The sequence below is a fragment of the Arthrobacter sp. Cza30 genome, assembly GCF_059090765.1.
In genome coordinates, this window is sequence record NZ_JBNHGA010000005.1 from 240,272 (window position 1) to 265,960 (window position 25,689).

The following is a 25,689-nucleotide window of genomic DNA, read 5'->3' on the forward strand; positions in this document are numbered from 1 at the left end:
TAGAACAGCTACTTGTCGTTTTCGGCCTTCGAGCCGAGCGTCGTCTTCTGGACCTGCATCAGGAACTCGACGTTGGACTGCGTCTCCCGGATCTTGCCGGTAAGCAGTTCCAGCGCCTGCTGGGTGTCCAGACCGGAGAGGACGCGGCGCAGGCGCCACATGATCTTGACCTCTTCGGGCGAGAGCAGGTTTTCCTCGCGACGGGTGCCCGAGGCGTTGACGTCGACGGCCGGGAAGATGCGCTTGTCTGCCAGCGAGCGGGACAGGCGCAGTTCCATGTTGCCGGTGCCCTTGAACTCCTCGAAAATGACCTCGTCCATCTTGGACCCGGTCTCCACCAGCGCGGTGGCGAGGATGGTCAGCGAGCCGCCGTTTTCGATGTTCCGGGCGGCGCCGAAGAAGCGCTTCGGCGGGTACAGCGCGGAGGAGTCCACGCCGCCGGAGAGGATGCGGCCCGAGGCCGGGGCGGCCAGGTTGTAGGCGCGGCCCAGGCGGGTCATCGAGTCCAGCAGGACCACCACGTCCATGCCCATCTCCACCAGTCGCTTGGCGCGCTCGATGGCCAGTTCGGCCACGGTGGTGTGGTCATCGGCGGGACGGTCGAAGGTCGAGGCGATGACCTCGCCCTTGACCGTGCGCTGCATGTCCGTGACCTCTTCGGGCCGCTCGTCGACCAGCACCATCATGAGGTGGACCTCGGGATTGTTGGTGGTGATCGCGTTGGCGATGGACTGCAGGATCAACGTCTTGCCGGCCTTCGGCGGGGAGACGATCAGGCCGCGCTGGCCCTTGCCGATCGGAGCCACCAGGTCGATGACGCGGGGGCCGATCTTCTTCGGCTCGGTCTCCAGGCGCAGCCGCTCGGACGGGTACAGCGGGACCAGCTTGGTGAAGTCCACGCGGTCCTTGTTCTCCTCCACCGGCTTGCCGTTGACGGAGGTGAGCTTGACCAGTGCGTTGAACTTCTGCCGGCTGCCCTGGCCGCCGGAATCGCCGTCGCGCGGGGCGCGGATGGCGCCGACGACGGCGTCGCCCTTGCGCAGGTTGTGCTTCTTGACCTGCGCCAGCGAGACGTACACGTCGTTCGGTCCGGGCAGGTAGCCGGAGGTGCGCACGAAGGCGTAGTTCTCCAGCACGTCCAGGATGCCGGCAACGGGCAGCAGCACGTCGTCGTCGGAGATCTCGGTGTCGTCGACTTCGGGACCGCGGTCGCGGCCGCGGCGACGCTCGTTGCGGTCGCGGTAGCGGGTGTTGTTGCTGTCGTTGTCGCGGCGGTTGCGGCGGTTGCGGTTGCGGCCGCGGCCGCCCTCGTCGCCGTCGTCCTGGCGGGTATCGCGGGTGTCGCGCTCCCGGGTGTCGCGGGAATCGCGGTTGTCACGGGTGTCGCGGTCGGCGTCGCTGCGGTTGCGGTTGCGGCTGCGGCGGTCGGACTGGCCGTCGCCGCGGCCGGACTGCTGCTGGCCGGCGCCGTCCTGGCCGTCCCTCTTCTCGTCCTGCTGAGCCTCGGCCGGCTTGCCGTCGGGAGCTTCCTGCGGTGCGTCGGCCTTGGTCTCGGCCGCGTCCTGCTGGCCGGAGTCGGAGCGGCGGTTGCGTCCGCGGCTGCGGCGCTCCTGGCGACCGTCGCCCTCGGCCGGTGCGTTGTCCGCCGCGGGGGCCTGGGCCGGCGCGGTTTCGGCCGGGGCCTCGGTGGTGGCGGCCGTTGCTTCCCCGTCGGCGGCAGCCATGGTGCCGTCGCTGCTGGCCCGGCGGTTGCGGTTGCGGGTGCGGCTGACCCGCTCCGCCGCCTTGGTCAGGTCGCCGCCGGCGGTGCCGCCGGTTGCGCCGTCGCCTGCCGCGCCGGCGGTCTCTTCCTTCGCCGCCGAAGTTTCGGTGCGCACCGGCTGCTCGGCCTTCTTGGCCGTGCGGTCGGCCACGGAGGAGCCACGCTGGTGGTCGGAGATCGCGGCGACCAGGTCGCCCTTGCGCATCCGCGAGCCGCCGGTGATGCCGAGCTGCCCGGCCAGCACCTGCAGTTGGGCCAGCTTCAGGCCGGCAAGGCCTGCACTCTTCGGTGCAGGAGAGTCTATTGTTTCCACACCTGCGGTCAGGTCAGTGGTTTCGGTCACGAAGGATCCTTCCCCCTCGTCGGGCGGTGTGCATATGAAGCGCACCGCGTTGTTTGCTACCCGGCCGTTGCATGAGAAGCCCGGCTGGGTCCGGTATTGCCTGCGGCGTCGTGCCGAAACAAGTCCGGGTGATCAGAGATGAAAAACCTTGAAACAAGCCGTCCGGATGGAACGAGTGAGGTCGTGTCCGGCCGATGGCCGGCAGCAACGCCGTTGAGTGCCGCGGAAGGCTCCTGAAAGGCTGCACCTGGAACGGGGATCCTGCCCAAACGGCTACTCGGCTTGCTTGATCCGGAGCATCCGGCAGGTGTCCTCGCCGGTTAATCCCGGGGGTGCACTTCCACTTTAGCACCATCTGTGTCCACTGCCAGTTTCAGCACCCGCCAGTTTCCCGGCGAGTCGCGGCGTTCCAGGTGCGCGGCGATGGCCCGCTGGACCTGCTCCGCCTCGGCCTGGTTCGCGGCGAGTGTCATCACGGTGGGTCCGGCACCGGAGACGACGGCGGCGTGGCCCTGGCTGCGCAGCGCCGCGATCAGCGCGGCGCTGGGTTCCATGGCCGGTGCCCGGTGCCGCTGGTGCAGCCAGTCTTCGGTTCCGGCCCGCAGCAGGGACGGATCGCGGGTCAGCGCGTGGACCAGCAGGGCGGCGCGGCCGGAGTTGGCGGCGGCCATGTGGTGCGGCACGGACGCGGGCAGGAGGTTGCGCGCGGTTTCCGTGGAAAGCTCGTAGGCCGGGATGGCCAGCACCGGCACGATGTCCGGGCAGATCGGCACGCAGGTGCTGGCGAAAACGCCGTCCTCTTCCCAGGAGATGGCCAGCTGTCCGCTAAGGGCCGGAGCCACGTTGTCGGGGTGGCCCTCCAAGGCCGAGCAAACCTGCAGGATGTCCGCCGCCCCCAGCCGTTCCCGCTCCGGCAGCAGCGCGTTGGCCAGCAACACGGCGGACACGACGGCGGCGGCCGAGGATCCCATGCCGCGGCCGTGCGGAATGAGGTTCCGGGCCCGCAGGCGCAGCCCGCCGGCGTCGTACTCGGCCTCGCGCAGCGTGCCGCGCAGGGTGCGGATGATCAGGTGGCTTTCATCGGCGGGCAGGCCCGCCGCGCCCTCGCCGGTCACGGAGGCGTGGAAGACGCCGTCGTCGGTCGATTCCACCGTGACGGTGTCGTAGTAGGCCAGGGCCAGGCCCAGGCTGTCGAAGCCCGGGCCCAGGTTGGCGCTGGTGGCCGGAACCCGCACGGTGACGCGCTGGCCGGGCGCGATGCGGCCGGCCACGGCGGTGCCCTCCCCCGGCAAGGTGCTGCTACTCAAGACCCAGGGCGCTGGCCACGCTGACCACGTCGAAGTCCACCTTGACCGGCGCCGCCTCGCTGCCGTCCTCGGTCTGCAGGGCCCACTGCGGGTCCTTCAGCCCGTGGCCGGTGACCGTGATGACGATGGTCTTGCCCGCGGGCACCTCGCCGGCCGCGTGCTTCTTGAGCACGCCGGCAACGCCTGCCGCGGAGCCGGGCTCCACGAAGACGCCCTCGCGGGAGGAGAGCCAGCGGTGCGCGGCCAGGATTTCGTCGTCGGTCACCGAGTCGATCAGGCCGCCGGACTCGTCGCGGGCGGCGACGGCGGTGTCCCAGGAGGCCGGATTGCCGATCCGGATGGCGGTGGCGATGGTCTCCGGTTCGGTCACCGGGTGTCCCAGCACCAGTGGCGCCGCGCCGGCGGCCTGGAAGCCCCAGAGCGTCGGAGTCTTGGTGGCGACCGGCGGGAGCATGCCGGCAACGGCCGATTCGTACGGCGCGGCGTACTCCTGGTACCCCTTCCAGTACGCGGTGATGTTGCCCGCGTTGCCCACCGGCATCACGTGGATGTCCGGGGCGTCGCCCAGGTAGTCGACGGTCTCGAAGGCCGCCGTCTTCTGGCCCTGGATGCGTGCCGGGTTCACCGAGTTGACCAGGAACACCGGGTAGGCCTCGGAGAGCTTGCGGGCCACTTCCAGGCAGTTGTCGAAGTTGCCGTTGATCTGGATGATCTCGGCGCCGTGCGCGACCGCCTGGCTCATCTTGCCCATGGCGATCTTGCCGGCCGGCACGAGTACCGCGCACTTCAGCCCGGCCTGGGTGGCGTAGGCGGCAGCGGATGCGGAGGTGTTGCCGGTGGACGCGCAGACCACCGCCTTGGCGCCGGCCTCCACGGCCGCGGTGATGGCCATGGTCATGCCGCGGTCCTTGAAGGAGCCGGTGGGGTTCATCCCCTCCACCTTGAGGTAGACCTCGGATCCGGTCAGTTTGGAGAGGGCCTTGGCCTGCACCAGCGGGGTGCCGCCTTCGCCGAGGGTGATGATCTCGGTCTGCTCCGATACCGGCAGCCGGTCCGCGTATTCACGGATGACGCCGCGCCATTGGTGGGCCACTTAGATTCCTTCTACTCGCAGGACAGAGGTAACAGCGTTGACGATGTCGAGCCCGCGCACGGCCTCGACCGTTGCGGCCAGCGACGCCTCGGAGGCGCGGTGGGTGACGAAGCGCAGTTCGGCGGTCACCTCGCCGCCGTCGTGGGCGGGCTCCAGCGGGCCTTCGGTGTGGATGGTCTGGCGCATGGTCTCGATGGAGACGCCGTGCTCGGCGAAGATGCCGGCGATCTGGGCCAGCACGCCGGGCCGGTCGGCCACGTCCAGGCCGATGTAGTAGCTGGTCCGGACCGAGTCCAGCCCGACGGCGGGCAGGTCCACGGTCGCCGTTTCGGTCCGGCCCGGGCCGCCGCCGACCATGCGCCGGGCGGCGCTGACCACGTCGCCGACGACGGCCGAGGCGGTCGGCGCACCGCCGGCACCCTGTCCGTAGAACATCAGTTCGCCGGCGTTTTCCGCTTCCACGAAGACGGCGTTGAACGCCCCGTGCACGGCGGCCAGCGGGTGCTGGCGCGGCAGCAGGGTCGGGTGGACGCGCACTGATACGCCCTCGCGGCCGTCGGCGCCGCTCAGCCGCTCGGCGATCGCCAGCAGCTTGATCACGTAGCCGGCGTCCCGGGCCGCGGCGATGTCGTCGGCGGAGACGGAGCTGATGCCCTGGCACTGGACGTCGGCCAGGTCGACCGCGGTGTGGAAGGCCAGCCCGGCCAGGATGGCGCCCTTGGCGGCGGCGTCATGGCCTTCGATGTCGGCGGTCGGGTCGGCTTCGGCGTAGCCGAGCTCCTGCGCGGCGGCCAGCGCCTCGCCGAACTGGGCACCGGTGGAATCCATCTGGTCCAGGATGTAGTTGGTGGTTCCGTTGACGATGCCCATCACCTTGGTGACGCGGTCCCCCGCCAGTGACTCGCGGATCGGCCGCAGGATGGGGATGGCCCCGGCCACGGCCGCCTCGAAGGAGAGCTCGACGCCGGCGTCGTCGGCCTGGGCGTACAGCTCCTGGCCGTCGGCGGCCAGCAGGGCCTTGTTGCCGGTGACGACGGCGGCCCCGTTGGCGATCGCGGTGCGGATCAGCGTCCGGGCCGGTTCCAGTCCGCCCAGCAGTTCGATCACGATGTCGGCGTCCTTGACCAGCGTCGCGGCGTCGGTGGTGAACAGCTCTGCGGGCAGTTCCACGGCCCGCTTGGCCGCGACATTGCGCACCGCGATGCCGGTCAGTTCCAGCCGCGCGCCGGTCCGCGCGGCCAGCACGTCGGCGTCGTCAAGCAGGATGCGGGCCACCTGGGCGCCGACGTTTCCGCATCCCAACAGTGCTACCTTCAGCGTTTTCATGCTGCCCAAACTCTCAGTCTTAGTCTTACTCGCATTAACTGCTGCCCGCCCGGCGGTCAGCCCAGGTCGCGGGCCAGCAGGTCGGCTTCGGTTTCGCCTCGGATGATCAACCGCGCCTCGCCGCCGCGCACGGCAACCACAGGTGGCCGGGCAACGTAGTTGTAGTTGCTGGAGAGTGCCCAGCAATAGGCCCCGGTCGCCGGCACCGCCAGCAGGTCCCCTGCCTCGATGTCCTCGGGCAGGTAAACGTTCCTGACTACAATGTCACCGCTCTCGCAGTGTTTACCAACCACGCGGGAAATAATCGGTGCCGCGTCCGTCACACGGGATGCCAGCGCCGCCGAGTAGTCGGCGTCATAGAGCACCGGCCGGGCGTTGTCGCTCATGCCTCCGTCCACGGACACGTAGCGCCGCGGGCTGCTGCCGCCGCCCTCCGCGTCCACCTGGACGGTCTTGCGGGTTCCGGCCGAGTAGAGCGTGAACGTGCTCGGCCCGGCGATGGCCCGGCCCGGCTCGATCGAGATCCGCGGCACCGGGATGCCCAGCCGCTCCGTGACGGAGCGCACGACGGCGGCCATCGCCTGGGCGAGTTCCGCCGGCGGGCGGGGGCTGTCGGCCTCGGTGTAGGCAATGCCGTAACCGCCGCCCAGGTCCAGTTCATGCAGGTCCACACCGTGGACCCGCTTGACCTCGGCCACGAACGTGAGCAGCCGCTCGGCCGCCAGCGCGAAGCCTTCGGGCTCGAAAATCTGCGATCCGATGTGGCAGTGCAGGCCCAGCAGGTTGATGGACTCGTGCTCCAGCGCCGCCGCCACGGCCTGCGCGGCCGGGGAGCCGGCCGCCCGGGGCTGCGCCCCTGCGTCGTGCCCCGCGCCGTCGTCGGCGCCGGCCATCGAGAGCCCGAACTTCTGGTCTTCGTGCGCCGTGGCAATGAACTCGTGGGTGTGCGCGTGCACGCCGGGGGTCAGCCGGAGCATCACGTTGGCCATCTCGCCGCGGGCCGCCGCGATGGCTCCCAGGCGTGCCAGTTCGTCCAGGCTGTCCACCACGATGCGGCCCAGCCCCATGTCCAGCGCGCGGTGGAGTTCGGCGTCCGACTTGTTGTTGCCGTGCAGGCCCAGGTCCTCCCCCGGGATGCCCGCGCGGGCGGCCACGGCCAGCTCCCCGCCGCTGCAGGTGTCCAGCCGCAGCCCCTCTTGCGCCACCCACCGGGCAATTTCCACGCTGAGGAACGCCTTGCCGGCGTAGTAGACGTCGACGCCGCCGCAGAGCGTGCTGAAGGCCTCGTCGAAGGCCTGCTTGAACTCGCGCGCGCGGGCCCGGAAGTCGTCCTCGGACACCACGAACAGCGGCGTGCCGAACTGCTCTTTCAGCCGGGTGACGCCGAGGCCGGAGATTTCCAGCTCGCCCTCCGCGCCGCGGGACACGTCCCGGGCCCAGAGTTTGGCGTCCAGCCGGTTGACGTCCTGCGGGCGGGTGAGCCAGTCCGGCGCCAGTTCAGACGCGGCGGCGGTTTCGTGTGCTGCGGGCATTACATCCTCTCCGGCGCACTGACGCCCAGCAGGCCGAGGCCGTTGGCCAGGACTTGGGTGACGGCGGCGTTCAACCACAAGCGGGTACGGTGCGTGTCGGTGACTTCGCCGTCCCCGATCGGCGTCACGCGGCAGGCGTCGTACCAGCGGTGGTACGCGCCGGCGATGACTTCCAGGTGCCGGGCGACGCGGTGCGGTTCCCGCAGCTTCGCGGCCGTGGCGACCACCGACGGGTAGGCGCCGAGCACGGCCAGCAGTTCGTTCTCCGTGGCATGGTCCAGCAGCGAGGCATTGAACGCGCTGCGGTCCACGCCGGAAGAGGCCGCGTTGCGCGCGACGGCGCAGGTGCGCGCATGGGCGTACTGCACGTAGAAGACCGGGTTGTCGTTGCTGTGCTTGACCAGCAGGTCCAGGTCGATGTCGATGTTGGAATCGGCGTGCGAGCGGGTGAGGGCATAGCGGGCGGCGTCCACACCCACGGCGTCGACCAGGTCCTCCATGGTCACCACAGTGCCGGCCCGCTTCGACATCCGCAGGGGCTTGCCGTCCTTGACCAGGTTGACCATCTGCCCGATCAGCACTTCCACCCGGTCGGCGTCGTCGCCGATCGCGGCCGCGGCGGCTTTCAGCCGGGCGACGTAGCCGTGGTGGTCGGCGCCGAGCATGTAGATGCACAGGTCAAAGCCGCGGTCCCGCTTGTTCTTGAAGTAGGCGATGTCGCCGGCGATATAGGCGGCATTGCCGTCGGACTTGATGACGACGCGGTCCTTGTCGTCACCGAAGTCGGTGGACTTCAACCACCAGGCACCGTCCTGGAAGTAGAGGCTGCCGGAGGTCTTGAGCTGCTCCAGCAGCTTTTCGACCGCACCGTCCTCGAACAGGGAGTTTTCGTGGAAGTAGACGTCGAAGTCCACCCCGAAGTCGTGCAGCGATTCCTTGATGGCGGCAAACATCAGCTCGACGCCGCGGCTGCGGAACTCTTCCTGCGGGTCGTCCGCCGACAGTGCATCCGGATTCTGCCGCAGCACCGCCTGGGCAATGTCCGCGATGTAGTCTCCGCCGTAGCCGTCCTCGGGGGCGGGCTCACCCTTGGCCTTCGCCAGCAGCGAGCGGGCGAAGCGGTCGATCTGCGACCCGTGGTCGTTGAAGTAGTACTCGCGCGTGACGTCGGCGCCCTGGGCGGCCAGGATGCGGGCCAGGGCGTCGCCGAGTGCCGCCCAGCGGGTCCCGCCCAGGTGGATCGGGCCGGTCGGGTTGGCGGAGACGAATTCGAGGTTGATCCGCTGGCCCGCCAGGTCGTTGGCGGTGCCGAAGGCGCTGCCGGCCTCCACGATGCTGCGGGCCAGCGTTCCCGCCGCGGCGGCGTCCACGGTGATGTTCAGGAATCCCGGTCCGGCGATGTCCACCCGGCTGACGCCGTCGATCTTCTCCAGCCGCGCGCTGAGGATTTCGGCGAACTGGCGCGGATTCATGCCGGCCATCTTGGCCAGCTGCATGGCGATGTTGGTGGCCCAGTCCCCGTGCTCACGGTTCTTGGGGCGCTCCACCCGGACCTCGCTGGGCATTTCGACGGCGAAGTCGCCGTCGTCGACGGCGGCCTGCAGGCAGGCGGCAATGGCAGCGGAAAGTTCTTCAGGAGTCACCCCACAAGCATAGGGCAATCCCTTGATCCGCCCGGCTTTCGGCGGGCGGGCTGTGACCGGGCTCGCAGGCGCACGGCGCCGGCCGGATGTGCCGGCCGGACCGGCCGCTTTCAAGGCGGCCGCCGTCGGGGCCGGCCGGGACGCATTTCTTCTGGCGGCACAGATGCTGATAAGCTCAATAGGTCCCGAAGGGCACCGGGCCAACAGCCGGTGCCGCGCCCTCGTAGCTCAGGGGATAGAGCGTCTGCCTCCGGAGCAGAAGGCCGTAGGTTCGAATCCTATCGAGGGCACTGAAGCGCAGGACAAGGGAAATCCCCGGCTCAACGGCCGGGGATTCTCCCGTTAACGGAAGCCGGCCTGCGCCGGAGGCGCGTTACTCGCCCTCTCCCGGCCCGTCGAAGCGGCGATCGACGCCCACCTGGTCCACCTTGCGGTGGAAGCGCATGCCGGACCTGCCGCCGAGAATGGCGCCGGCGAGCGAGACCAGCGCCGCGACGACCAGGAATATGATGCCGCCGGTCGTCAATTCCCCTTCGCCGAGGGGCACGCGGGGGAAACTGTTCAAGGCGCTCAGCACATTGAACTGGCTGCCGGCGATCAGCCCCAGGATGGCGAGCACAATGGCAACCACGATCGCCCACAGCCACACGGCCAGCCCCTGCTTGACGCCGTCGAAGCGGGCCATCCGGCCGGCCACGTATCCGCCGCAGAAATACGATATGAACAAGATGACGGCCAGGATGATGCCGCCCGCGATGCCGACCGTCCCCAGGTTCCGGGACGCCTGCTCGGCAACCTGCGCGGGATCGGCGCTCTCGGCGATCCCCACTGCCGTGCCGATGGCGGCTACGAGCGCCGTCAGGATGACCCCGATCCCGGTGGCCGCGAGCCAGCCGAAGAACGCCGAACCCCACTTGATGCCGCCGAATTGGCGCCTCTCGGCCGCTACCACTTCATTCCGCCGTTGCTTCGGGCTCCTGGCCCCTTCTGCAGCTGAACTCATCACCGGTTCTCCTTTGTTCGCTTGGGGTGCGCGCACCCGGCAGGCGCATGCACCCTGCTCATCCGCCGCGCATCGCCCGCCGGACTACTAAGCACACTTATGAGTGTGCCTGCACGCGGGCCGCGGTACAAGGACAACCCCCGGCGTGCCGCGGAGGGAAACGGCCCCTAGCGGGCCGCGCTGCCTGCCGGCTCCCGCGCGCCGGCGGCGGCGCCACCGCCGCGGAAGGTGCGGCGGTAGGACGCCGGGCTCACGCCAACGGACCTGGCGAAATGGTGGCGCAGCAGCACCGCCTGGCCGAACCCGGTGATCCGGGCGATCTCCTCGATGTTCAGGTCCGATTCCTCGAGCAGTTCCTGCGCACGCAGCACCCGCTGGGCGTTGATCCATGCCGCCGGCGTCGCGCCGGTCTCGGCCCGGAACCGGCGGGCGAAGGTGCGCTCGGACATGTGGACCCGCGCGGCCAGCTGGGCAACGCTGACGTCCTGGGCCAGGTTCTCGGACAGCCAGGCCAGCAGGTCCTTGAGGGTGTGGCAGCCGGCCAGCGACATGGGCCGGTCAATATATTGCGACTGGCCCCCGGCCCGATGCGGCGGCACCACCATGTCCCGGGCGATCGCCGACGCCACGGATGCCCCGAGTTCGGTCCGGACCAGGTGCAGGCAGGCGTCGATTCCGGCGGCGGTGCCGGCGCTGGTGATGATGCGCTCGTCCTCCACGTACAACACGTTTTCGTCGACGTCGACCTGCGGATATTCGGCGGCCAGCTGGTGTGAGTACTGCCAGTGGGTGGTGGCGCGCCGGCCGTCCAACAGCCCCGCTTCGGCCAGCACAAAGGCCGCCGAGCACACGGACAAGACCCAGGCGCCGCGGGCGTGGGCCGCCCGCAGGGCCTGCAGAAGTGGTTCGGGGGCCTGGTCCATGCGCTGGTACGGCGCCACCACCACGAGGTCCGCGTCGTCGGCGGCCTCCAGCCCGAGCGGGACATTGAGGGAGAACCCCAGCTTGCTGCTGACGACCCCCGGCTCGGGAGTGCAGATCCGGAAGTCGAACGCCGGAACGCCGGTCCCCCGGTCGGAACGGTCGATGCCGAAGACTTCGCAGACCACCCCGAATTCGAACGGCGCAGCTCCCGGAAGCACCACCACGGCCACCTTTTTCAGCATGCCACCAGTATGGCAGTTTTTTATGCTTTATGGTCGTTTCTGCCACTCTTTTTTTGCCGGCCGCAGGACCACCATGGAGGCATGGAACTCCTCCTGATCACCGCACTGGCACTCCTCGTCATCATCGAAACCCTCCGGCTGATCCTGCGTGACGGACGGGGAAACACCCCGCCGGAACGCTCGCAGGCCGACTGGACGGCCGGCTCCACCCCGAGCCGCCCCTACACCGACCTCGCCCGGCTGGCCTGACCCGGGCCAGACCCTCTGCACGGCTCCCTACTGGCGGTGGGCGAACAGGTCGCGCAACAGTGCAATCTCGGCCAGGTGGTGAATCATTTCCCGGTTGATGTGCAGCACCAGCGTCCCCATGGAGCGCTCGGCATAGGGGCCTTCGGCCGGCCCGCAGGGCGCCGCCAGCCCCTCGTCCCCGAGTTTCCGGACACCCGCAATCCAGTGCGCATAGTATTCGTCCAACAGCTCCAACGCGCCCGACGCCGTGCCCGGATAGTCGAACGATTCGTAGCTGACCGGCGGCCCGCCGAAGTGCGAGGCGTTACGGCTGCCCAGCACGCCCACCAAAATGTGGCCCAGCCGCCAGGCAACGGTGGTGACGGGCGGCGGCACCGGCTCCGGAAGTCCGAAGTCGATCGTGAAAACGCCGGCGCCCACCGCCATCGGTGCGGTACTGGTCCCGCGGTGCCGCACGTTCCAGCAGCCCTCGGCGGGCTCCCAGAAGTACTCTTCGTCGGTGAGCCCCTCCAGCCGCGGCCGGGCCTGGGCGTCCCAATGCCAGGTCAGCTGCTCGAGCAACTCCTCGGCTGCATTGAAAGACATGCCGGCTCCTCCCCAACGGCGGCTCCCCGCCTGGGGAGCCCGGGAGTCCATCATGCCGGGCGGCCGGCTGTTTGCCCAGAGCAGGGGACGCACCCCTGGGAGGGGGCGGGTTGCCGGTTGCCGGCGTCGGGCCCCAGATCACGGACAGCTCTTGTCCTGATTCGAGACTAGAGTGGCCCTGTTGCCGGAACGACCGGCACCCGCGCGTGCTGCAGGATTCGGCACGCTCCGGCTGCTGAAGACAGGTGAGCCATGCTCGAAACGTCCGCGCGGCTGCTGCAGCTGCTCTCCCTGCTCCAGATGCGCCGGGAGTGGACCGGGTCCGCCCTGGCCGGGCGGATGGGGGTCACCGAACGGACGGTGCGCCGCGACATCGGCAAGCTCCGCAGCCTCGGCTATCCCATCAATGCCTCCCCCGGCGTGGCCGGCGGCTACCAGCTGGGCGCGGGCGCGCAGCTTCCGCCGCTGCTGCTTGACGACGACGAAGCCCTCGCCGTCGCGCTGGGTCTCGGGGCGGTGACCGCCAGCCCGGTGGCTGGCGTCGGCGAGGCGTCGCTCCGGGCGCTGACCAAGCTGGAGCAGGTGCTGCCGGCGCGGCTCCGGCCCAAGTTTTCCACGCTGAAGAACGCCGTGGTCACCCTGGCCGGCCCCACCGCCGCCGTTGACCCCGAGGTGCTGACCGGGATCTCCACCGCCATTGCCGAACGGCGCGTGGTCGGCTTCCGCTACGCCAAGGCGGACGGCGAGTCCGGCCGCCGCCTGGCCGAACCGTACCGGCTGGTGGACACCGGCCGGCGCTGGTACCTGGTGGCCTACGACACCGGCCGGCAGGACTGGCGCACCTTCCGGGTAGACCGGTTCGAATCGGTTCCCACGGCGCGTGAACGCTTTGCCCCGCGGCAGTTGCCGCAGCCGGACCTGGCCGCCTACGTCCAGCAGTCGATCACGCGGTCGCCGTACCGGTTCGACGTGGTGGTCCGGATCGACGCTCCCCTGCAGGCCGTCGCGGAGAGGATCCCGCCGAACATCGCCGTCCTGTCCGACGACGGCGGGGCCACCGTGCTGCGGGCCGGTTACGATTCGCTGGACTACCCCCTGGTGGAGCTGGCCGCCACCGGCTTTGCGTTTGAAATCCTGGAGCCGGCGGAGTTCCGGCAGCGCGCCGCGGAGCTCGCGGGCCGGCTGGCTGCTGCGGCCGGCACGGGAACGGCGGCCGCCCCTACCGCCTAGGTGGGACAGCCGCCGTCGTTCGTTGACCCGGTCCGATGCCGGTGGCTCCTGAAGCGCGGACGCTACTGGAGCATAGTGCGGTCGTCGACCACGCCCTTGATCTTCTCGAACTCATGCAGCAGGTCCGGCACGGTGGCCTTCTGCTTCTGTTCCTGGTCCAGGTCCAGGATGATCCGGCCCTCGTGCATCATGATCAGCCGCGTGCCCAGCCGGAGCGCCTGCTCCATGTTGTGGGTCACCATCAGCGTGGTCAGGCGGTGCCGGTCCACCACTTCGGCGGTCAGGCGGCTGACCAGCTCCGCACGCTGCGGGTCGAGGGCGGCGGTGTGCTCGTCCAGCAGCAGGATTTTCGGGCTGCTGAACGTGGCCATCAGCAGCGACAGCGCCTGCCGCTGGCCGCCCGAGAGCAGGCCCACCTTGGCCTTGAGCCGGTTCTCCAGCCCGAGCTCCAACGAACGCAGCTCTTCCTTGAAGAATTCGCGCTTCTTGCGGGTCACGCCGGGGCGCAATCCGCGGCGCTTGCCGCGTTCGTAGGCGATGGCCAGGTTCTGTTCGATGGTCATCTCCGGCGACGTTCCCGCCATCGGGTCCTGGAACACGCGGCCGACGAAGCGGGCCCGCTGGTGGTCGGCGAGCCTGGTGACGTCGTTGCCGTCGATGCTCACCGTGCCGACGTCCGGGCGCAGCTTGCCGGAGGTGATGTTCAGGATGGTCGACTTGCCGGCACCGTTGCTGCCGATTACCGTGACGAATTCGCCGGCGGCCAGGGACAGGTTGATCTCCTGCAGGGCGACGCGCTCGTTGACGGTGCCTGCGAAGAAGGTCTTGTGAACGTTCTTGATATCCAGCATGTCAGCCCTTCGCTCCCGTCAGGGACTTCTTCATCTTTCCGAGCCCGCCGACGCGGCGAAAGACCTTCCACTGCGGCAGCACCAGCGCGATGACCACCAGCACGGCCGAGACCAGCTTCATGTCGTTCGGCTGCAGGCCGGCCTGGAGGGCCAGCTGGATGACCACGCGGTACAGCACGGAACCGAGCACCACGGCCAGAGTGGCGATCCAGATCAGGCGGGTTCCGAAGATCGCCTGGCCGATGATCACCGAGGCCAGGCCGGCCAGGATCAGGCCGATGCCCATGCCGATGTCGGCGAAGCCCTGGTACTGGGCGATGAACGCGCCGCAGACGGCCACGAGCCCGTTGGACAGGGCGAGGCCCAGGATCTTCTGGTTGTCCGTGCTGACGCCGAAGCTGCGGATCATCTGTTCGTTGTCGCCGGTCGCCTGCATGGCCAGTCCGATGTCGGTGTGCAGGAACCAGTCCATGATCACCTTCACCATCAGGGCGACCAGCAGGAAGATGGCGATGGCGCCGATGCCGCCGAGCATCCCCGACTCGCGCAGCGGGGTGATCAGGGTATCTTCGCGCAACAGCGGCAGGTTGGCCCGACCCATGATGCGCAGGTTGATGGAATAGAGGGCGATCATCGTCAGGATGCCGGCCAGCAGGCCGTTGATCTTGCCCTTGGTGTGCAGCAGGCCGGTGACGGTGCCGGCAGCCATGCCGGCGATGAAGGCCAGGATGGTGGCCATGACCGGCGGCATGCCGTTGATGATGCTGATGGCGGCGACTCCGGCGCCGGTGGTGAAACTGCCGTCGACCGTCAGGTCGGGAAAATCGAGGATGCGGAAGGTCAGGTAGACCCCCAGGGCCATGATCGCGTAGATCAGCCCAAGCTCAACCGCGGTAATCATAGGTAGTAGACCTTGGTTCTCTCGTGGCGTCGATCCGGCGACCGGACTGGCCGGCCGCCGGAAGGACTGCGGACTTCTTCGGCTCGAGCTGGAAGTTCGGGCTTACTCGAAGACGTGGTCAGCCGTGTCGGCATAGCCGTCCGGCAGGGTCACACCCATGCGCTTGGCGGCGGCCGGGTTGACGTAGAGTTCCAGCTCGGTCTGGGTCTCCACCGGCATGGAGGCCGGTTCAGCCTCGCCCTTGAGGATCTTCACGGCCATCTCGCCGGTCTGGTAGCCCAGCTTTTCGTAGTTGATGCCGTAGGTGGCCACCGTGCCGCGCTTCACCGAGTCGCCCTCGGCGGCAATCGTAAGGATCTTCTTTGATTCGGCCACCTGGATCAGGGACTCGAGGGCGGACACCACGTTGTTGTCGGTCGGCACGTAGAACGCGTCGACGTCGAGCGACTCGGCGGCCTGCTGGACTTCACCGGAGTTGGAGATTGCTGCTTCCTTGATCTCCAGGCCCAGTTCCTTGGCCGCTTCCTTGGCCCATTCCACCTGGACGGTGGAGTTGACCTCGCCCGAGGAGTAGACGATGCCCACGGACTTCGCGTCCGGGTTCAGCTCCTTGACCAGGGCCAGCTGCTCCTCGACCGGGTTGCGGTCCGAGGTACCGCTGACGTTCGATCCCGGGGCGTCCATGCTTTCCACCAGCGAAGCGGACTCCGGGTCGGTGACCGCGGTGAACAGGATCGGGGTGTCGACGATGGCCTGCACGGCCGCCTGTGCGGTGGGCGTCGCGATGGCCAGGATGAGGTCCTTCTGGTCGCTGGCGAACTTGCCGGCGATGGAGGTCGCGGTGCCCTGGTCGCCCTGCGCGTTCTGCTCGTCGTAGGTCACGGTCTCGCCCTCGACGTAGCCGTTGTCGGCCAGCGCCTTCTTGAACCCTTCGCGGGCCGCGTCCAGGGACGGATGCGAAATAATCTGGCTAATGCCGATCTCCACCGATTCGGTGCTGCCTTCGGCGGCATTGCCCTCGGAGGATCCCGCGTTGCCGCACGCGGAAACAAGCAGGGCGGTGGCCAGCAGGCCAGACCCCAGGCCGAACATGGTCGAACGTTTCTTCACGATGTTCCTTTCAAATGTCCGTCACGTGCCGGATAGCCCGGCACTTTTCCGCCTTGCCGCCCCTCCCCGGCGCGGCTGAAGCGGTCCGCCACACGCGGCGTCGTCATCGGCGCCGGCGGTTATGGCAGGCAACCCTGCGGAAGCGTCCTGAAGATCTTACCTGTGAACCGAGTCACATTGTCTAATCAGAACCGCGGGGTCAGGACAACCATATGAGATACGTCTCCCCCACCGGACAAATTGCATCCGTTTGTCGCCGGATAGTTATTTATGTCCACGGACGCACGCCTTGCCGGTCCTGCTGTGCGGACGGTCCGGGGCAGCGGGTCCAGCGACTAGACTGTGGTCAATCATGGCTGTGAACATCACGTACCCCGCGGCCCTGCCGGTTTCGGAGCGGCGCGAGGACATCATGGCGGCCATCGCCGCGAACCAAGTGACCGTCATCGCCGGCGAAACCGGCTCCGGAAAGACAACGCAAATCCCGAAAATGTGCCTGGAGCTGGGCCTGGGCGAGAAGGGGCTGATCGGCCACACCCAGCCCCGGCGGTTGGCCGCCCGGACCGTGGCCGAGCGCATCGCCGAGGAACTGGACGTGAAGATCGGCCAGGAGGTCGGCTTCCAGGTCCGCTTCACCGGCGAGGTCGGCCGGGATACCCGGATCAAGCTCATGACGGACGGCATCCTGCTGGCCGAAATCCAGCACGACAAACTGCTGAAAAAGTACAGCACGATCATCATCGACGAGGCCCACGAACGCAGCCTCAACATCGACTTCATCCTGGGCTATCTCAAGCAAATCCTGCCCAAGCGTCCGGACCTGAAGGTCATCATCACCTCCGCGACGATCGATCCGGACCGCTTTGCCCGGCACTTCGGCAGCGACGACGAACCGGCGCCGGTGATCGAGGTTTCCGGCCGGACCTACCCGGTGGAAATCCGCTACCGCCCGCTGAACCAGCCGGCGGCCACCGATCCCGACAACCCGGACGTGGACGAGCTGGAGGAAGACCGCGACCCGCTCGACGCCGTCTGTGACGCGGTGGACGAGCTGTCCGTGGAGGCTCCCGGCGACATCCTGGTCTTCTTCTCCGGCGAGCGCGAGATCCGCGATGCCGCCGACGCCCTCGCGGCCAGGATCAAGACCAACCGCCGGCTGGCCGGCACCCAGATCCTGCCGCTGTACGCCCGGCTGTCGCTGGCGGAGCAGCACCGCGTCTTCTCCCCCGGCGGCCAGCGGAGGATCGTGCTGGCCACCAACGTGGCCGAGACATCGCTGACAGTTCCGGGCATCAAGTACGTCATCGACACCGGCACCGCGCGCATCTCCCGCTACTCGCACCGGACCAAGGTCCAGCGGCTGCCGATCGAGCGCATCTCGCAGGCCTCGGCCAACCAGCGCTCGGGCCGCTGCGGCCGCGTCAGCGACGGGATAGCCATTCGGCTCTATTCGGAAGAGGACTACGACTCCCGGCCGGAATTCACCGACCCCGAGATCCTGCGCACCAACCTGGCCGCGGTCATCCTGCAGATGACCGCGATGGGCGTGGCACGCGGTCCCAAGGACATCGAGGCGTTCCCGTTCGTGGAGCCGCCCGAGTCTCGCGCCATCAACGACGGCGTCACCCTGCTGCGCGAACTCGGAGCCCTGCCCGAGCCCGGCACCCTGCCCCAGCCCGGCGTCAAGGGAGGATCCGCGCCGAAGTCGGGGCTCACCGCCGTCGGACGCAAACTGGCGCAACTGCCGGTGGACCCCCGGCTGGGCCGCATGATCGTGGAGGCCGGCCAGCGCGGCTGCGTCCGCGAGGTGATGGTTTTGGCGGCGGCGCTGACCATCCAGGACCCCCGGGAGCGGCCCCATGGGGACAATACGGCCAAGCAGCAGCAGGCCAACGAGAAGCACAAGCGCTTCGTGGACGAGAAGTCCGACTTCACCGGCATCCTGAACCTGTGGCGCTATCTGCAGGAGCGGCAGCAGGAGCTCTCCTCCACCCAGTTCCGCAAACTGTGCCGCACCGAGTTCATCAACTACCTGCGGGTCCGGGAGTGGCAGGACCTGTTCGCGCAGCTGCGCCAGCTGGCCAAGCCGCTGGGCATCTCGCTGGAGTCCGGTCGCGAGGTGGACCCCGTGGGCAGGCACGACGACATCCACAAGTCCCTGCTCGCCGGCCTGCTCAGCCACATTGGCGTGTACGAGGAGCGCAAGCGCGAATACGCCGGCGCGCGCGGCACCCGGTTCGCCATCTTCCCCGGCTCGGCGCTGTTCAAGAAGTCGCCGGACTGGGTGATGGCCGCGGAGCTCGTGGAAACCTCCCGGCTGTGGGCCAGGGTGGCGGCGAAATTCGATCCGGCCTGGGCCGAAGAGATTGCCCCGCAGTTGTGCAAGCGCACGTATTCGGAGCCGCACTGGTCCAAGAAGATGGGCTCCGTGATGGCCTACGAGAAGGTCACCCTCTACGGGGTGCCGATCGTCCCGCAGCGCCGGATCCAGTACGGCAGGATCGACCGGGAACTCAGCCGCGAGCTGTTCATCCGCCATGCCCTGGTGGAGGGCGACTGGCGCACGCACCACAAGTTCTTCCACCGCAACCGCAAGCTGCTGGCCGAGGTCGAGGAACTGGAGACCCGGATGCGCCGCCGCGACCTGCGCGTGGACGACGCAACGCTGTTCGAGTTCTACGACGAACGGATCGGCCCCGAGGTGGTCTCCGAACGGCACTTCGACAAGTGGTGGAAGGACGCCCGGGCGGAGAATCCCACGCTGCTGGATTTCGATCCGGATGCCGTGCTGGCCGCCGACGCGGAGGAACTCGACGCCTCGGCGTTCCCGAAGACCTGGCGGCAGGGGACCTTCGAGCTCCCGCTGAGCTATGAATTCTCGCCGGTGGCACCGGGGGCAACCCCGGATCCATCCGACGGCGTGACCGTGCACGTGCCGGTGCTGTTCCTCAACCAGCTGGACGCGGGCCCGTTCCGCTGGCAGATCCCGGGCCTGCGGGTGGAGCTAGTGACCGCGCTGATCAAGTCGTTGCCCAAGCAGATCCGGAAGAACTTCGTGCCGGCCCCGGACGTCGCCCGGAGCGCGGCGGCGGCCCTGGCGGCGGACTTCGATCCGGCCGAAGATGACCTGGAGCCGTCGCTGGAGCTGGTGCTGCGCCGGCTGAAGGGGCACATCATCCCGCCCGGCTCATGGAACTGGGAGACCGTGCCGCCGCACCTGCGGATGACGTTCCGCGTGCTCGACGGCACCGGCAAGGCGCTGGGCGAGGACAAGGACCTGGACCGGCTGCAGCAGGAACTTGCCCCGGCCAACCGCCGGGCCATCGCCGAGTCGCTCGGGGCGACGCCCAAGACCGCCCAGCCGTCGCCGGCGGGTCAGCGCCGCGGCGCCACCGGCAAGAAGCGTGGCGGCGGCCAGGCCGCGGCCCCGGGCGCAGCCCCCGTTGCCGGGGCACCGGCGTCGGGCACTGCCGCCCAGGACGCCACGGGCCTGCAGGAACGCAGCGGCCTGACCGCCTGGCCGGACGGCGACCTCCCCCGCGAGGTCAAGCGCGAGGTGGCCGGGCACACCGTGACCGGCTATCCGGCCCTGGTGGACGAAGGCAGCACCGTCGGTGTGCGCGTCTACCAGACACCGTCCGGCCAGCAGTCGGCGATGCGCTCGGGCATCATCCGGCTGCTGGTGCTGCGGGTGCCCTCGCCGCAGCGGTACGTGCTGGACCATCTGAACAACACGGAGAAGCTGACGTTCACGCAGAACCCGCACGGTTCGGTGGCGTCGCTGATCGACGACTGCACGCAGGCCGCGGTGGACAAGCTGGTGCCGGCCGAACTGCCCTTCACCCGGGCCGGCTTCGACGCGCTGTACGAGCAGGTCCGCGCGGAACTGATCGACACCGTCTTCACCGTGACCGCCATTGTGGAGAAGATCCTCTCCAGCACCCGGCGGATCCAGAGGGAGCTGAAGTCCAACGCCAGCCTGGCCCTGATCAGCCCGCTCTCCGACATCAAGAGCCAACTGGAGCAGCTGGTCTATCCCGGGTTCGTGGCGGCCACGGGCTATGCGCAGCTCAGCCAGCTGCCGCGCTACCTGCAGGGGATTGAGCGCCGGCTGCAAAAACTGCCGACCGCCGTGGGCCGGGACGTGCAGCACATGGCAGTGGTGCAGCGGCTCGAAGACGAGTACGACGACGCGCGGGCGGCGCTGAAGCCCGGGAACCTGGACGGCTCCGGGCTGGACAGGGTGCGCTGGATGCTGGAAGAACTGCGGATCAGCTTCTTCGCGCAGGAACTCGGCACCGCGTATTCGGTGTCCGAGAAGCGCGTCCGAACTGCTTTGAACGAGGCCCTCGCCGGCTGACGCGCGGGGTACGGACCCTGCCCTCGCCGCCAGGACAGGGTCTGGCCGCCAAGACAGGGGTTACTGACCCTGTCCTCGAAGCCAAGGGTGGACTTCGACGGCAGGCCTCCTGACTGCTGCACGATTCGCCGCAGGTTTGCCGCCCTCTGGCCGGCGCCGGCTCGCCCCACGTGGCAGGAAGAGGTTCCCGGGTCAGTCGGCGGGGACGACGTCCCCGTGTCCGGCCTCGCGCAGCGCCGCCCGGAGGCGTTTGGCTGACTCATCCATCACGGCCGGGTCCGGGTCCTGCTGCGCCCGCTTGAAGTCGAACTCGGCCTCCGAGTTGGAGGGCCAGACGTGCAGGTGCAGGTGGTTCACCTCGAAGCCGGCGATGATCAGGCCGGCACGGGCGGCACCAAAGGCATCCACCTGGGCCTTGCCGATGGTCTGGGCGACCGCGGTGAGTTTCTGCAGCAGGTCGGCCGGGGCGTCGGTCCAGCGATCCACTTCCTGCCGCGGCACCACCAACGTGTGCCCGTCCGCGAGCGGGCCGATACTCAGGAATGCCACCACGTCGTCGTCCTTCCAGACGAAGCGGCCGGGGATCTCGCCGTCGATGATTTTGGTGAAGAGGGTGCTCATGTACGCAGTCCTTGTCGGTTGGGGTCATTCGGGGGTCGGTAAGAGTCGGCCAGGTTCCAGCCGGGCTTGTGGGAGTCCGGTCGGGTGACAGCGAAGGTTCGGCCGGCCCGGCCTCGGTGCAGGCAGGTCCACAGCAGTCGATCAACCACGGGCGGCCCTGCTCAGCGGTTCAGCGATGCGATGTCCAGGACGAAGCGGTAGGCGACGTCGCCGGCCACCATGCGGTCATAGGCTTGGTCGAGGTCCGGTGCGCCCACCAGTTCGATGTCGGCCGTGATCCCGTGTTCGGCGCAAAAGTCCAGCATCTCCTGGGTCTCGGCTATGCCGCCGATCTTCGAGGCGCCGTAGGCAACGCGCTCGCGCATCAGCAGGTTGACCGGCACCGGCGGCATCGGCTCGGGCGGCACGCCCAGTTGGATCAGCGCACCGTCGCGGCGGATGGCCCGCAGGTACGGGGCCAGGTCGTGGGCCGCGGCCACCGTATCGATGACCAAATCAACACTCCGCCGGGCCGCGGCGAGCGCCTCGGCGTCTCCGGTCACCACCACGTGGTCGGCGCCGAGCGCGCGGGCCGAATCGGCCTTGTCCGCCGAGCTCGTGAAGACGGTTACCGACGCCCCCATGGCCTTGGCCAGTTTGACCGCCATGTGTCCCAGGCCGCCCAGGCCCACCACGCCGACGGAGTCGCCGGCTTCGACGCCGAAGTAGCGCATGGGCGAGTAAGTGGTGATGCCGGCACAGAGCAGGGGGGCCGCGGCGGCAGGGTCGAGTTCCGGCGGCACGCGCAGCACGAAGTTCTCATCAACGACGACGGACGTTGCGTATCCGCCCTGCGTCATTCCGCCGCCGTGGCGGCGGTCGCGGGCACCGTAGGTGCCCACCGCACCCTTGTCGCAGTACTGTTCAAGTCCTTCCCCGCAGGCGGAGCAGTCGCCGCAGGAATCCACCATGCAGCCCACGCCCACCAAGTCGCCGACGGCGTGCAGGGTGACGTCCTGGCCGATGGCCGTGACCCGCCCAACGATCTCGTGGCCGGGCACCAGCGGATACTCGATCTCGCGCCACTCGCCGCGGACCGTGTGGACATCCGAGTGGCAGAGGCCGCAGAAGGCGATGGCGATCTCCACGTCGTGCGGTCCGGCGGCGCGGCGTTCAATCTGCAGGGCAACCATGCCGGAATCGGGCCCCGTCACTCCAAAGGCAGCAGCCCTCCTCATACTGCTCCTCGGTGTCTGCAGGTCGGCTGCCGCGAGGGCCTGCTGCTCCTGGTCAGGTGAAAGCGGTTTCCCCAGCGGCGGCGGTGCCGGACGGCCAAGTGTCATGGGCCTGACGCTACCGTTTGCTGCTTCGCCATGCCACCACGGCACACCCTCTGTGACGCTTTCGGTGCCGTTGTGCAGGGCGTCGCTCCGGGGCTGATCCGGCGGCTGATTACGGCGCGCTCCCCATGGCTACCGGCAGCTCCGGATGTCCGCACCACTGTGACCAGGAGCCCGGGAAGAGGGCCGCATCCATGCCGGCCTCGGCCAACGCAACGACCTGGTGGGCGGCGGTAATGCCCGATCCGCAATAGACGGCCACCTTCCGTCCTTCCGCCCCCAGGCCCTTGAACCGTGCCGCGAGTTCCGCGGGCGGCAGGAAGCGCCCGTCCGGGGCCAGGTTGGCCGTGGTCGGTGCACTGACGGCGCCGGGGATGTGTCCGGCGCGGGGGTCCACCGGCTCGAACTCGCCGCGGTAACGCTCGGCTGCCCGGGCATCCAGCAACAGCGAGGTGCCCGCGAAATCCAGCACGTCCTCCAGCTCAAGCCTGGGCATCCTGCCGCTGCCCAGCTCGACGTTGCCCAGGCACGCCAGCTCGTCGCCGCTGTCCAGTTCAAACCCCTCGTCCCGCCAGGCGGAGAGCCCGCCGTCGAGCAGGTAGACGGAGTCGAATCCGCCGTCTTTCAGCAGCCACCACACGCGGGCCGCGGCCATGCCGCCGTTGTCGTCGTAGGCCACCACGACGTCGTCGTTGTTGATGCCCCAATCGCGTGCGGCCTCGCGGAAGGCCTCCGGCTCCGGCAGCGGATGGCGGCCGCCGGCCGGCGTCGGAGCCGACGCCAGCTGCGAGGGCAGGTCGACGTAGACGGCACCGGGAATGTGGGCCTGGCGGTAGTGGCTGTGGCCGGCGTCGTCGCCCAGTTTCCAGCGAACATCGAGCAGTACGGTGCGCTGTCCGGAGATCATCCGTTCACGCAGTGTCTGCACGTCCATCAGAGTCCTCATGAGATCTCCTCCTGACTGCTGGCGAGCGTCGTTGCCCGCCGGTGTCCCGACAGTCCATCACAGCAGCCCGTATTGGGCCAAGCAGCCCCGCCCGTGCTGTCCCCGAAGGTCAGGCCAGCTCCACGCTCTCCCCCGGCGAGAGGTGCCGATACCTGGTGCCGTAGTGGCCTCCGATCCGCTCCACGTGCTTCTCCACCAACGGCAGCCCGCGGTCGCTCAGCCCGGCGTCGTGGATCGGGTAGGCGTGCTCGGCGCGCATCGCGGTCACAAAGTCGATCACCTCGCCGGTCTTCGACCAGGGCGCGTGCACCGGCACCAGGACTGTCCTGACGTCCACTCCGTGCGGAATGATGAAGGAATCGCCCGGGTGGTACAGGCTGTCATTAATGACGTAGCCGATGTTGGCGACCACGGGGATGTGCGGATGAATCAAGGCGTGCTGGCCGCCGAAGGTGCGGATGCGAAACCCGGGCACCTCAAACTCCGTCTCCGGTTCGGCGGTATGGATCCGTCCCGCCGCCGCCGGGACCAGCGCCCGGAGGCCGGCGGCCACGGAGGCCGGGGCATACAACTGCATGTCGTCCGACGCCGCGAGCAGGCCCGGAACCCGGTCCTGGTCGATGTGGTCGGCATGCTCGTGGGTGACCAGCACCGCGGCAGCCCCGTCGAGGGCCTGCTCCACTTCCGAGAAGTTACCGGGGTCGATCACCAGGACGTGTCCGTCCCGCTCAAGCCGTACGCACGCGTGGGTGAATTTTGTCAGCTTCATGGATCACACCCTAGCGGCGGGGCCGGCCGGCGTCCCGGCGGTCCGGCGTGGGGGCGGTCGGCGGCGGGCGGGCCGGCGTGCGGGCCGGCCGGCGTACGTGCCGGGCCGGCGTCCCCGGTAATCAGGCCTGCTGGTAGGCTGGGATGCACCCTACGGGTGCCAGTATCGACAGCGAGGAGCCGAAGCGGACATGTCCGTTCCTTCAGCGAAACCGCAGGCGCAGCGCCGCGGTTCGGAACAGCGGGTCACCCGCCAGAGGGTGGCCGTGGCCGCCGCCTTGGACAGCCTGGAGGACTTCGTCAGCACGCAGGAACTGCACCGCTTGCTGCAGGACCGCGGCGACTCGGTCTCGCTGGCCACCACCTACCGGATTCTGCAGGCCATGGCCGACGACGGGCAAGTTGACGTGATGCGCAGCGGCGAGGGCGAGGCCGTGTACCGGCGCTGCGCCGTCGAACATCACCATCACCACTTGCTCTGCCGCACCTGCGGCAAGACCGTGGAAATTGAGGCTCCGGCGGTGGAGCAATGGGCTGCCCGAATGGCGGCGGAGCACGGCTTCACGCAGGTTGCCCACACCGTCGAAATGTACGGGCTGTGCCCGGACTGCAGCGCCGCCCCCGCCAGCGCTTAACCGGCGGTCACCCTTTCGGCGGCGACGCCGCGCCCGACGGCGTTTAGCCGGCGGTCACCCGTACCGCGGCGACGTCGCGCCGCCCCACCTTGCCGCTCCGTTGCCGCCGTGCCCCGGCCAACCGGCAGACCACGTAGATCAGGAACGAGATCGTCGTGACGTAGGGGCTGATCGGCAGGCTGCCGCCCAGGGCCAGCAGGATGCCGCCCACCACAGCGGTCACCGCGAACACCACGCTCAGCAGCACGACCACGCGCGGCGAACTGCTCACCCGGAGCGCCGCGGCGGCCGGGGTGATGACCAGGGACAACACCAGCAAGGCACCGACCACCTGGATGGACAGCGCCACGGCAAGTCCCAGCAGGAACATGAACACGATCGCGAGGGCACCCACAGGCACGCCGCGGGCCTCGGCCAGGTCCGGATCGGCGCTGGCGAAGGCCAGCGGACGCCAGATGGCCACAAGCCCCAGCACCACCACGGCCGAACCCGCGGTCAGAAGGTTCAGCTGCACCGTGTCCACGGACACGATCTGCCCGGTCAGCAGGCCGAACTTGTTCGCCGAGCGGCCCTCGTAGAGCGAGAGGAACAGGATCCCCAGGCCCAGCCCGAAGGACATGATCACGCCCGTGATCGAGTTCCGGTCCCGTGCCCGCATGCCCAGCATGCCCAGGACCACGGCCGCGATCACCGAGCCCACCAGCGAGCCGAACACCACGTTCGCGCCGATCAGCAGTGCGAATGCCGCCCCGGCGAAGGACAGCTCGGCGATGCCGTGCACGGCAAAGGCGAGGTCGCGCATCATCACGAACACGCCGATCAGGCCGCCGACCAGGCCCAGGACGGCGCCGGCAATCAGCGAGTTGCGCACCAGTGGGAGCAGGTCGCCGTAGTCGTTGAAGTTGAAGACCGAGTTCAGCAGTTCCGATGCATCCATGC

21 protein-coding genes and 1 tRNA gene are annotated in these 25,689 nt (G+C 68.8%); 5 read left to right on the forward strand and 17 right to left on the reverse strand.

Features of this window, described 5'->3' with window-relative positions; genetic code table 11:
- Positions 1–8 precede the first annotated feature (8 nt).
- The 6 genes from rho to argS all read right to left on the reverse strand — a co-directional run bounded on the left by rho (position 9) and on the right by argS (position 9,006).
- Complete coding sequence (gene rho, locus AC5RVZ_RS18385) at positions 9–2,105, reverse strand: transcription termination factor Rho (RefSeq protein WP_494067188.1); 2,097 nt, start codon at positions 2,103–2,105, stop codon at positions 9–11.
- 320 nt (positions 2,106–2,425) lie between these two features.
- On the reverse strand, positions 2,426–3,412 hold the full coding sequence (thrB, locus tag AC5RVZ_RS18390) for a homoserine kinase (RefSeq protein ID WP_494067189.1): 987 nt from the start codon (positions 3,410–3,412) through the stop codon (positions 2,426–2,428).
- Positions 3,405–4,505, reverse strand: a complete 1,101-nt coding sequence (thrC, locus tag AC5RVZ_RS18395; RefSeq protein WP_494067190.1) for a threonine synthase — start codon at positions 4,503–4,505, stop codon at positions 3,405–3,407. The genes thrB and thrC overlap by 8 nt, the downstream gene beginning before the upstream one ends.
- Positions 4,506–5,831, reverse strand: a complete 1,326-nt coding sequence (locus AC5RVZ_RS18400) for a homoserine dehydrogenase (protein ID WP_494067557.1) — start codon at positions 5,829–5,831, stop codon at positions 4,506–4,508.
- Positions 5,832–5,887: 56 nt separating this feature from the next.
- Positions 5,888–7,363 carry a diaminopimelate decarboxylase gene (gene lysA, locus AC5RVZ_RS18405; RefSeq protein ID WP_494067191.1) on the reverse strand — a complete coding sequence of 492 codons (1,476 nt, stop codon included), beginning with the start codon at positions 7,361–7,363 and terminating at the stop codon, positions 5,888–5,890.
- Positions 7,363–9,006 (reverse strand): arginine--tRNA ligase, encoded by a 1,644-nt coding sequence (argS, locus tag AC5RVZ_RS18410; RefSeq protein WP_494067192.1) that lies wholly within the window; start codon positions 9,004–9,006, stop codon positions 7,363–7,365. Before argS ends, lysA begins: the two co-directional genes overlap by 1 nt.
- A 217-nt stretch (positions 9,007–9,223) precedes the next feature.
- Between argS and AC5RVZ_RS18415 the strand changes: the two genes are divergently transcribed.
- Positions 9,224–9,296 (forward strand) — tRNA-Arg (locus AC5RVZ_RS18415).
- Positions 9,297–9,379: 83 nt separating this feature from the next.
- Here the strand turns inward: AC5RVZ_RS18415 and AC5RVZ_RS18420 are convergent.
- Positions 9,380–10,009 (reverse strand): hypothetical protein, encoded by a 630-nt coding sequence (locus tag AC5RVZ_RS18420; RefSeq protein WP_494067193.1) that lies wholly within the window; start codon positions 10,007–10,009, stop codon positions 9,380–9,382.
- 167 nt (positions 10,010–10,176) lie between these two features.
- Positions 10,177–11,175 (reverse strand): GlxA family transcriptional regulator, encoded by a 999-nt coding sequence (locus AC5RVZ_RS18425; RefSeq protein ID WP_494067194.1) that lies wholly within the window; start codon positions 11,173–11,175, stop codon positions 10,177–10,179.
- 81 nt (positions 11,176–11,256) lie between these two features.
- Between AC5RVZ_RS18425 and AC5RVZ_RS18430 the strand changes: the two genes are divergently transcribed.
- On the forward strand, positions 11,257–11,424 hold the full coding sequence (locus tag AC5RVZ_RS18430) for a hypothetical protein (protein ID WP_494000140.1): 168 nt from the start codon (positions 11,257–11,259) through the stop codon (positions 11,422–11,424).
- 27 nt (positions 11,425–11,451) lie between these two features.
- On the opposite strand, the gene AC5RVZ_RS18435 is transcribed toward AC5RVZ_RS18430, so the two are convergent.
- Positions 11,452–12,009: a DinB family protein gene (locus AC5RVZ_RS18435; protein ID WP_494067195.1), complete on the reverse strand. Its 558-nt coding sequence runs from the start codon at positions 12,007–12,009 to the stop codon at positions 11,452–11,454.
- Between the two features lie 252 nt (positions 12,010–12,261).
- Here AC5RVZ_RS18435 and AC5RVZ_RS18440 point away from each other — a divergent pair, with 252 nt between their 5' ends.
- Positions 12,262–13,239 carry a helix-turn-helix transcriptional regulator gene (locus AC5RVZ_RS18440; protein WP_494049745.1) on the forward strand — a complete coding sequence of 326 codons (978 nt, stop codon included), beginning with the start codon at positions 12,262–12,264 and terminating at the stop codon, positions 13,237–13,239.
- Positions 13,240–13,301: 62 nt separating this feature from the next.
- Here AC5RVZ_RS18440 and AC5RVZ_RS18445 read toward each other — a convergent pair whose 3' ends face one another.
- The 3 genes from AC5RVZ_RS18445 to AC5RVZ_RS18455 form a co-directional block, all read right to left on the reverse strand.
- Positions 13,302–14,090, reverse strand: a complete 789-nt coding sequence (locus AC5RVZ_RS18445; protein ID WP_493979030.1) for an ABC transporter ATP-binding protein — start codon at positions 14,088–14,090, stop codon at positions 13,302–13,304.
- A gap of 1 nt (position 14,091) precedes the next feature.
- Positions 14,092–14,991: an ABC transporter permease gene (locus tag AC5RVZ_RS18450; protein WP_494067196.1), complete on the reverse strand. Its 900-nt coding sequence runs from the start codon at positions 14,989–14,991 to the stop codon at positions 14,092–14,094.
- A 102-nt stretch (positions 14,992–15,093) separates the two neighbouring features.
- Positions 15,094–16,083: an ABC transporter substrate-binding protein gene (locus AC5RVZ_RS18455; protein WP_494067558.1), complete on the reverse strand. Its 990-nt coding sequence runs from the start codon at positions 16,081–16,083 to the stop codon at positions 15,094–15,096.
- A 370-nt stretch (positions 16,084–16,453) separates the two neighbouring features.
- Here AC5RVZ_RS18455 and hrpA point away from each other — a divergent pair, with 370 nt between their 5' ends.
- Complete coding sequence (gene hrpA, locus AC5RVZ_RS18460) at positions 16,454–20,461, forward strand: ATP-dependent RNA helicase HrpA (RefSeq protein WP_494067197.1); 4,008 nt, start codon at positions 16,454–16,456, stop codon at positions 20,459–20,461.
- A gap of 192 nt (positions 20,462–20,653) precedes the next feature.
- Here the strand turns inward: hrpA and AC5RVZ_RS18465 are convergent, their stop codons facing one another.
- The 4 genes from AC5RVZ_RS18465 to AC5RVZ_RS18480 form a co-directional block, all read right to left on the reverse strand.
- Positions 20,654–21,082, reverse strand: a complete 429-nt coding sequence (locus tag AC5RVZ_RS18465) for an HIT family protein (RefSeq protein ID WP_494067198.1) — start codon at positions 21,080–21,082, stop codon at positions 20,654–20,656.
- Positions 21,083–21,243: 161 nt separating this feature from the next.
- On the reverse strand, positions 21,244–22,404 hold the full coding sequence (locus tag AC5RVZ_RS18470) for an NAD(P)-dependent alcohol dehydrogenase (protein ID WP_494067199.1): 1,161 nt from the start codon (positions 22,402–22,404) through the stop codon (positions 21,244–21,246).
- 109 nt (positions 22,405–22,513) lie between these two features.
- On the reverse strand, positions 22,514–23,347 hold the full coding sequence (locus AC5RVZ_RS18475) for a sulfurtransferase (RefSeq protein ID WP_494067200.1): 834 nt from the start codon (positions 23,345–23,347) through the stop codon (positions 22,514–22,516).
- Positions 23,348–23,456: 109 nt separating this feature from the next.
- Positions 23,457–24,116 carry an MBL fold metallo-hydrolase gene (locus tag AC5RVZ_RS18480; protein ID WP_494067201.1) on the reverse strand — a complete coding sequence of 220 codons (660 nt, stop codon included), beginning with the start codon at positions 24,114–24,116 and terminating at the stop codon, positions 23,457–23,459.
- A gap of 190 nt (positions 24,117–24,306) precedes the next feature.
- On the opposite strand from AC5RVZ_RS18480, the gene AC5RVZ_RS18485 reads away from it, so the two are divergent.
- Positions 24,307–24,750: a Fur family transcriptional regulator gene (locus AC5RVZ_RS18485; protein WP_494000149.1), complete on the forward strand. Its 444-nt coding sequence runs from the start codon at positions 24,307–24,309 to the stop codon at positions 24,748–24,750.
- A 43-nt stretch (positions 24,751–24,793) separates the two neighbouring features.
- Here AC5RVZ_RS18485 and AC5RVZ_RS18490 read toward each other — a convergent pair whose 3' ends face one another.
- Positions 24,794–25,687 (reverse strand): metal ABC transporter permease, encoded by an 894-nt coding sequence (locus AC5RVZ_RS18490; protein ID WP_494067202.1) that lies wholly within the window; start codon positions 25,685–25,687, stop codon positions 24,794–24,796.
- Between the last annotated feature and the right edge of the window lie 2 nt (positions 25,688–25,689).

Bases quoted from the DNA above. Each gene is read 5' to 3' on its own strand.
- AC5RVZ_RS18400 (WP_494067557.1), bottom strand. From the start codon at position 5,831: ATGAAAACGCTGAAGGTAGCACTGTTGGGATGCGGAAACGTCGGCGCC.
- lysA (WP_494067191.1), bottom strand. From the start codon at position 7,363: ATGCCCGCAGCACACGAAACCGCCGCCGCGTCTGAACTGGCGCCGGAC.
- AC5RVZ_RS18420 (WP_494067193.1), bottom strand. From the start codon at position 10,009: ATGAGTTCAGCTGCAGAAGGGGCCAGGAGCCCGAAGCAACGGCGGAAT.
- AC5RVZ_RS18425 (WP_494067194.1), bottom strand. From the start codon at position 11,175: ATGCTGAAAAAGGTGGCCGTGGTGGTGCTTCCGGGAGCTGCGCCGTTC.
- AC5RVZ_RS18430 (WP_494000140.1), top strand. From the start codon at position 11,257: ATGGAACTCCTCCTGATCACCGCACTGGCACTCCTCGTCATCATCGAA.
- AC5RVZ_RS18435 (WP_494067195.1), bottom strand. From the start codon at position 12,009: ATGTCTTTCAATGCAGCCGAGGAGTTGCTCGAGCAGCTGACCTGGCAT.
- AC5RVZ_RS18440 (WP_494049745.1), top strand. From the start codon at position 12,262: ATGCTCGAAACGTCCGCGCGGCTGCTGCAGCTGCTCTCCCTGCTCCAG.
- AC5RVZ_RS18445 (WP_493979030.1), bottom strand. From the start codon at position 14,090: ATGCTGGATATCAAGAACGTTCACAAGACCTTCTTCGCAGGCACCGTC.
- AC5RVZ_RS18450 (WP_494067196.1), bottom strand. From the start codon at position 14,991: ATGATTACCGCGGTTGAGCTTGGGCTGATCTACGCGATCATGGCCCTG.
- AC5RVZ_RS18455 (WP_494067558.1), bottom strand. From the start codon at position 16,083: ATGTTCGGCCTGGGGTCTGGCCTGCTGGCCACCGCCCTGCTTGTTTCC.
- hrpA (WP_494067197.1), top strand. From the start codon at position 16,454: ATGGCTGTGAACATCACGTACCCCGCGGCCCTGCCGGTTTCGGAGCGG.
- AC5RVZ_RS18465 (WP_494067198.1), bottom strand. From the start codon at position 21,082: ATGAGCACCCTCTTCACCAAAATCATCGACGGCGAGATCCCCGGCCGC.
- AC5RVZ_RS18470 (WP_494067199.1), bottom strand. From the start codon at position 22,404: ATGACACTTGGCCGTCCGGCACCGCCGCCGCTGGGGAAACCGCTTTCA.
- AC5RVZ_RS18475 (WP_494067200.1), bottom strand. From the start codon at position 23,347: ATGAGGACTCTGATGGACGTGCAGACACTGCGTGAACGGATGATCTCC.
- AC5RVZ_RS18480 (WP_494067201.1), bottom strand. From the start codon at position 24,116: ATGAAGCTGACAAAATTCACCCACGCGTGCGTACGGCTTGAGCGGGAC.
- AC5RVZ_RS18485 (WP_494000149.1), top strand. From the start codon at position 24,307: ATGTCCGTTCCTTCAGCGAAACCGCAGGCGCAGCGCCGCGGTTCGGAA.
- AC5RVZ_RS18490 (WP_494067202.1), bottom strand. From the start codon at position 25,687: ATGGATGCATCGGAACTGCTGAACTCGGTCTTCAACTTCAACGACTAC.